At 38.8% G+C, this 6341-nt stretch carries 9 protein-coding genes; 4 read left to right on the forward strand and 5 right to left on the reverse strand.

Annotated elements, in window-relative coordinates; all coding sequences use genetic code 11:
* The first annotated feature begins 366 nt into the window (after positions 1 to 366).
* From yhfH (V7083_RS04675) to V7083_RS04685, 3 genes are all read left to right on the forward strand, one after another.
* Positions 367 to 501 (forward strand): protein YhfH, encoded by a 135-nt coding sequence (gene yhfH / locus V7083_RS04675; protein ID WP_335475879.1) that lies wholly within the window; start codon positions 367 to 369, stop codon positions 499 to 501.
* 72 nt (positions 502 to 573) lie between these two features.
* On the forward strand, positions 574 to 708 hold the full coding sequence (gene yhfH / locus V7083_RS04680; RefSeq protein WP_335475881.1) for a protein YhfH: 135 nt from the start codon (positions 574 to 576) through the stop codon (positions 706 to 708).
* A 105-nt stretch (positions 709 to 813) separates the two neighbouring features.
* Positions 814 to 999 (forward strand): hypothetical protein, encoded by a 186-nt coding sequence (locus V7083_RS04685; RefSeq protein WP_335475883.1) that lies wholly within the window; start codon positions 814 to 816, stop codon positions 997 to 999.
* Positions 1000 to 1037: 38 nt separating this feature from the next.
* Here V7083_RS04685 and V7083_RS04690 read toward each other — a convergent pair whose 3' ends face one another.
* Positions 1038 to 1223, reverse strand: a complete 186-nt coding sequence (locus V7083_RS04690) for a cold-inducible protein YdjO-related protein (protein WP_335475896.1) — start codon at positions 1221 to 1223, stop codon at positions 1038 to 1040.
* A 66-nt stretch (positions 1224 to 1289) separates the two neighbouring features.
* On the opposite strand from V7083_RS04690, the gene V7083_RS04695 reads away from it, so the two are divergent.
* On the forward strand, positions 1290 to 1427 hold the full coding sequence (locus V7083_RS04695; RefSeq protein ID WP_335475885.1) for a hypothetical protein: 138 nt from the start codon (positions 1290 to 1292) through the stop codon (positions 1425 to 1427).
* A 32-nt stretch (positions 1428 to 1459) separates the two neighbouring features.
* Here V7083_RS04695 and narI read toward each other — a convergent pair whose 3' ends face one another.
* From narI to V7083_RS04715, 4 genes are all read right to left on the reverse strand, one after another.
* Positions 1460 to 2191, reverse strand: coding sequence for a respiratory nitrate reductase subunit gamma (gene narI, locus V7083_RS04700; protein ID WP_335475887.1), 732 nt, complete (start codon positions 2189 to 2191; stop codon positions 1460 to 1462).
* A gap of 10 nt (positions 2192 to 2201) precedes the next feature.
* A complete protein-coding gene (gene narJ / locus V7083_RS04705; protein ID WP_335475889.1) occupies positions 2202 to 2732 on the reverse strand; it encodes a nitrate reductase molybdenum cofactor assembly chaperone in 531 nt (176 codons plus the stop codon).
* Positions 2725 to 4251: a nitrate reductase subunit beta gene (gene narH / locus V7083_RS04710; RefSeq protein WP_335475891.1), complete on the reverse strand. Its 1527-nt coding sequence runs from the start codon at positions 4249 to 4251 to the stop codon at positions 2725 to 2727. Before narH ends, narJ begins: the two co-directional genes overlap by 8 nt.
* A partial coding sequence (locus V7083_RS04715; protein WP_335475893.1) for a molybdopterin-dependent oxidoreductase occupies positions 4241 to 6341 on the reverse strand: 2101 nt, incomplete at its 5' end. The genes V7083_RS04715 and narH, both read right to left, overlap by 11 nt.

The raw sequence follows: 6341 nt of genomic DNA on the forward strand, positions 1-6341 counted from the left end.
CCGTATATGAAGCCATAATTGTTAAACCTATGGCAATAATGAAAATATATGGCTGAAAATCGCCAATAATTGCATCCATTAAAACGCATCCCCTCATTTGCCCTATCTATTTCTACTATGATTGTAATGTAAAGTATATCGATATGGAAGTACAAAAATTAGGTTTTAGTTCATTATTTGTTATTTAAACTGGATGAACATTCTCAATATATCTTAATTGCAGCTAAAAAACATGATAAAAGACTTATTTTTAATAATAACTATATTTTTTTATAAAAAAGTCTACACTTTTTAGAAATTTTTGTTTATACTGTACTATAACAAGATGGATATTAATAATCTGTATTAATAAAGGGGATGTTAATAATGATGATAAGTCCAGTTGAGTTTTTCCGTAGCCTTCCTAAAAAAGTTTGCTGTGAATGTGGTCAGCACATCGAGGAGCAAGCTGAATCTTACTTGTTGGAATGCGACCGTTGTTTATCAAAAAAAGAGGAATAATTTTTTTAATATCGCTGTACTATAACAATGTAAACTATTCATATACTGTATTAATAAAGGGAGGAATTTAAAATGTTAATGAGTCCAGTAGAGTTTTTCCGCAATTTACCTAAAAAGGAATGCCCAGAATGTGGTCAACACATGGAGGAACAGGCAGAATCATACTTATTAGAATGTGACCGTTGCTTAGCAAAGAAAGCCGAATAACAAAAAAACTCTCCTACTCGGAGAGGTTTTTTTGTTATATGGAAAAAAAGCCAAGCATAAAGACCTTCAGTTAAGTAAAACCTCTAGATAAGGAGTTGAATTTATATGGCAAAAAGGAAAGATTATTTAACAACCGCACCGAAAGAACCTCAGATGACCATCAATAATGGTGCAGTGTTTCCAAATAAAAAGAATGTTCCGGGTGAATCCGTTGATGAACATGAATATCTTGAAGAGGCCAATTCGATTATTGCCGCGGGTGAGATAGGTCAACAAAATGAAAATTTATAAAAGACTGCCTTTATATAGACAGTCTTTTACAAATACCATTAAATTTTAGGCAACTCTTTAATTTCAAGAGCCATTTCCGTGCCGCACATTGGACATAGTAAATCATCCGCTACAAAATCTTTTCTCATCCAGCCAATACATGCTTCAGCCAAGCAAGAGTATATTTCGGTGTCTACCAGGATTGTTTCCATTTCTTCTTCTTTTGCCCGTTTACCAAAAAAAATAGGAACCGCCTCCTTTTAATGTTAGTATGCCCAAAATAAAAGAAAAAATGTCTAGGAGGAGAAAAAATGAATAATGACCAAAAACGATTTACAATCGTCGGTACAGATATTAACAAGGTAAAGCGGCAAAACAGCCAATCGGGTTTAAGCTATAATGAAGTAAAACAAATGTTGGCTTGGGAATATGCAAAAAAGCAAAAATAAGAGGCTTCTATTCAAAAGAGCCTCTTATTTTGTTAATCCACTTTATCTTTTGGTCTCTCTGTAGACATTGCCACAGCGCGTCTCCCAAAAATTGCCCGGTAAACCACATATTTTCGATTTAAATATTCAAGTGGCAAACTCCAAACATGAACAAGTCTTGTAAAAGGCCATATTCCAAAAAGAAAAAAAGCAGATACTACATGAATTTGAAATCCGACCGGTATACCAACCATTAATTCTGGAACAGGGTTTAATGAAAGGATCCCCCTGAACCATGGGCTAATTGTATCTCTGTATTCAAAAGCAACTCCTCTTCCTGTGTACCAAACTGTATTAACAAATCCAGTGACAATGGTAAGGGTTAACAGTACAAGGACGAGAAAATCTCGAAATGTGCTATGAATATAAATCCGCTTCACAGTAATCCTGCGCACCATGAGTAACAAGATCCCTATTATAGTTGCAATACCTGCCAATCCGCCAATCCAAACTGCTCCAAAATGATACATATGATCGGTAATTCCCACTGAATCATAAAGTGCTTTAGGAATTAAGATCCCAGCAACATGCCCAAAGAACACAAAGAGTATCCCATAATGAAAAAGGAGACTTCCCCACTTCAACTGCTTTTTTTCTAAAAATTCACTTGATTTTGCAGACCAGCCAAACTGGTCCACATTATAACGATAAATATGTCCAATAACAAACATAGTTAACATAATGTAAGGGAAGGTAACCCAGAATAACGTTTGGAAATATGTCATGTAAATCCCCCTACGAAGCCTTTTGTTTTGCGATTATATGGTCCATGATCTGCACACAGCCTTGAACAATTAATTGATACGGGCTTTCCTTAAATGATAATTCCTTTAACAATTGATCAATCGATCTTTTGTGAATAGTTATCATTTTTGTCATTATATCAATTGGTACCAAGGAGCAGAATTCAAGAATTAAAGGAAAATAATCTGGAAGTTCATTACTATCCAATGGATAACCTGCTTCCTTGAATTCATTTTTTAACTTAAGTAGTGCCTTTCCTCGATCGGGATTATCTCCAAAGATCGAATAGGTTAAATAAAGGGTCGTTTTTTCATTAAAATCAAATGTTTGTGCATATTCAGCACAAAGATCTACATACGAAGTGCTTTTTAAATAATGATGAAATTGCTTAAAAAGTAATTTTACCAATTGGTGATCAATGGAATTTATCTCATTTAAAAGCAAATCGTCCATCAGCCAGTCCTGCTCAGGATGCTGCAACAGAATAGATGCCATACCGAAAATATGCTGGTGCTTATCCATTCAACTCCCCCCAATAATCATCGCCGACTTTGTAATCCTCCGAAATAATTGGCGAAACAGAACAGCCGGAGCAGCCTTCCATGAAGTCATATCCTACTGTACCCTGTCCTAAATACATATTGGCGGCGTCTTCGCGATGTGACTTTGGAATAACATAGCGATCATCATATTTGGCGATAGCAGCGAGCTGATACATTTCGTGCATAGTTTCTTCTGTCATTCCCACTGCATTCAGAATACTTTTCTCGGGTTGTTTGCCTAAATTAAGTGAACGCATATAGCTTCTCATTGCCACCATTTTCTTTAATACATTTCTTATGACATCAGTGTCTCCGGCACTTAGCATATTTGCCAAGTATTCAATTGGAATACGTAACTGGTCAATTTGCGGGAAAATGACATGCGGATTTACTCCGTCCAATCCTCCATCAAATGCACTCATGACAGGGCTTAATGGAGGAATATACCATACCATTGGCAATGTGCGGTATTCTGGATGTAACGGCAATGCAATTTTTTGTTCAACTGCCAGTTTATACACTGGAGAATTTTGGGCCGCTTCAATCCAATCCTCTTGATAGCCTGCCTTGCGTGCTTCTTTAATGACCTTTGGGTCATGTGGATCTAAAAATACACCTAAATGGGCTTCGTAAAGATCTTTTTCATTTGTAACAGAAGCCGCCTGCGCAACTTTATCTAAATCGTAAAAAACGATACCAATATAGCGCAATCTGCCCACACACGTCTCCGAGCATACCGTTGGAAGACCTGTCTCAATTCGCGGAAAACAAAAGGTGCATTTTTCAGCCTTATGGGTTTTCCAGTTAAAATACACCTTTTTATATGGACAGCCTGTTGTACAAAAACGCCAGCTGCGACAGGCTTCCTGATCTACTAACACAATCCCGTCTTCTTCTCGTTTATAAATGGCTCCTGACGGACAGGAGGCCACACAAGAGGGATTCATACAGTGTTCGCAAATTCTAGGAAGATACATCATAAAGGTTTGCTCGTATTCAAATTTTACTCTCTCTTCAATCCCAAAAATATTTGGGTCCTTTTTTCCTGTTTCATATACACCAGCCAGATCGTCCTCCCAATTTGGCCCCCATTTAATATCCATATACTCCCCGGTAACTTGTGATTTTGGACGAGCAACAGGCTGATGCTCCTGGTCAGGACTATTAGTTAAATTTTCATAATCATAGGTCCATGGTTCGTAGTAATCATCTAGTTCTGCTAAATTCGGGTTATGAAACAGGTTTAACAGCTTGGAAACTCTTCCTCCAGCTTTTAATTCAATTTTTCCATTTTTTAATTTCCAACCACCTTTATATTTCTCCTGGTTTTCCCATTCTTTCGGATAGCCAATCCCTGGCTTTGTTTCAACGTTATTCCACCACATATATTCAGCACCGGGACGATTGGTCCAAGTGTTATTACAAGTAATACTACAGGTATGGCAACCAATGCATTTATCTAGGTTCATGACCATACCGAACTGTGCCTTAATTCTCAAGCCAATCCACCTCGTTCCTGTCAAGCCGGCTTATGATGACTTTTTCATCCCGTTGGCTTCCGCATGGACCATAATAGTTGAATCCAAAGCTAAGTTGAGCATATCCGCCAATCATGTGGGTCGGCTTCATTTGCAATCTAGTTGTACTATTGAAGGTACCACCACGCTCCTTCGTAATGGTTGAACCTGGAACGTTGATATGGCGCTCTTGAACGTGATACATAAAGGCGACGCCTCTTGGCAGTCTGTGAGTTACTACTGCTCTGGCTACGACGACTCCATTCCGATTGTACATTTGCAGCCAATCATTATCAGCAATTCCAACTTCCTCTGCATCTGTTCTGTTCATCCAGACATGTGGTCCTCCCCGAAACATCGTTAACATTGGGAGGGTATCTCCGTATGTACTATGATAAGACCATTTAAAATGCGGAGTTAAATAACGGAGGGTAATTTCTTTACCCATACCGGTCGGCTTTCGCTCATTACTCTGAAAAGCTACCTTCCTAAGTGGAGCCTTAAAAGCTGGAAATTCTTCTCCAAATTCCAACATCGTTTCATGATCGAGATAGAAATGCTGTCTTCCTGTCAACGTCCGCCAAGGTATTAGTCTCTCAACATTCGTTGTAAATGGTGAATACCGCCGTCCGCCTGTCTCCGTTCCGCTAAAAACGGGGGTAGAGATAACCTGGCGTGGCTGCGCTGTAATTTCATTAAATGACATGTGCTCTTCTGCACGTTCCTCTGCAAGATCCTTTAGCTTTTGTCCAGACCTTTTCTCGAGAGCATCCCATGCTTTCATAGCCAATGATCCATTGGTAGAACTAGAAAGAGTTAGTATGGTCTCTGCAGCATCTCTAGCCGTGTAAAGACTCGGACAATCAGGGTAGGCAGTTTTACTTGCCGTTCCGAGAATCTTCTTTAATTTTTCATATTCTTCTTTTGCCTTCCAGCCCAGACCTTTTGCCCCAATTTGTTCTTTAATGACAGGACCAAGGGTAATAAATTTATCAAAAACTTTACTATAATCCCTTTCTACCACATGCAGACTAGGAAAATTCTGTCCCGGTATCGGTTCAACATTTCCATTCAACCAATCTGGAATTTTTCCAAATGAACAGGCTTCTGATATTTCATCACGAGAATCATGGAGTAATGGCGTTGCAACTAAATCTTGAACGGGTGCCTGAAAATACCGTTCTGACATCGTTGAGAATGTTTTTGCCAAAAGCCTAAACGTATCCCAGTCTGATTTTGATTCCCATGGAGGAGCAATGGCTGGATTAAACGGATGAATAAATGGATGCATATCAGTACTACTAATATCATATTTTTCATACCAGGTTGCAGCCGGTAACACGATATCGGAATAGAGCCCTGTTCCAGCCATTCGGAAATCCATATTGATTAATAAATCCAGTTTTCCTTCTGCAGACGGTGTATTCCATTCAATTTCTTCCGTTTTCAATTGATCATTTTGCTCGCCTAATGTTCCATGGTGAGTTCCCAGCATATATTTCAAAAAATATTCATGTCCTTTAGAAGAACTTCCAATGAGGTTCCCACGCCAAACGAACATGACTTTAGGAAATGACTTAGGATCTTCCGGATTCTGAATCGCAAATTTTGTATTTCCCTGTTTTATATCATTTACAATGGATTGAATGATTTCTTCTTTTTGATCCAGCTTTGTTTGATCAATTAGCTTGATAGAGTTTTTATCAAACTGCGGGTAAGCCGGTGTCCAGCCAAGTCTCGTTGCAAGCGAATAATAATCACCAGAATGCTTATACCGCGGTTTTTCGATCAAAGGTGAAATTTGATCTTCAACCGATTGATCATCGTACTTCCATTGTTCTGTAACGAAATAAAAGAATGGAGTGGCTGCATGTAATCTTGGTGGTCCTCCCCAATCTCTTGCCAGGGCGATTGTTTGCCAGCCCTCAAGCGGACGCACTTTTTCTTGTCCAACATAATGAGCCCAGCCACCACCATTAACACCTTGGGAACCGGTTAGTAAAACCAAATTCAGGATTGTTCGATAGGTTGCATCTGCGTTATACCATTGATTGATCCCTGAACCCATAATC

It is taken from the genome of Bacillus sp. JJ1764, assembly GCF_036962145.1.
Taxonomy (GTDB): Bacteria; Bacillota; Bacilli; order Bacillales; family Cytobacillaceae; genus Neobacillus.

Excerpts from the sequence above, each read along its gene's own strand:
- yhfH (WP_335475879.1), top strand. The coding sequence starts at position 367 with ATGATGATAAGTCCAGTTGAGTTTTTCCGTAGCCTTCCTAAAAAAGTT.
- yhfH (WP_335475881.1), top strand. The coding sequence starts at position 574 with ATGTTAATGAGTCCAGTAGAGTTTTTCCGCAATTTACCTAAAAAGGAA.
- V7083_RS04685 (WP_335475883.1), top strand. The coding sequence starts at position 814 with ATGGCAAAAAGGAAAGATTATTTAACAACCGCACCGAAAGAACCTCAG.
- V7083_RS04695 (WP_335475885.1), top strand. The coding sequence starts at position 1,290 with ATGAATAATGACCAAAAACGATTTACAATCGTCGGTACAGATATTAAC.
- narI (WP_335475887.1), bottom strand. The coding sequence starts at position 2,191 with ATGACATATTTCCAAACGTTATTCTGGGTTACCTTCCCTTACATTATG.
- narJ (WP_335475889.1), bottom strand. The coding sequence starts at position 2,732 with ATGGATAAGCACCAGCATATTTTCGGTATGGCATCTATTCTGTTGCAG.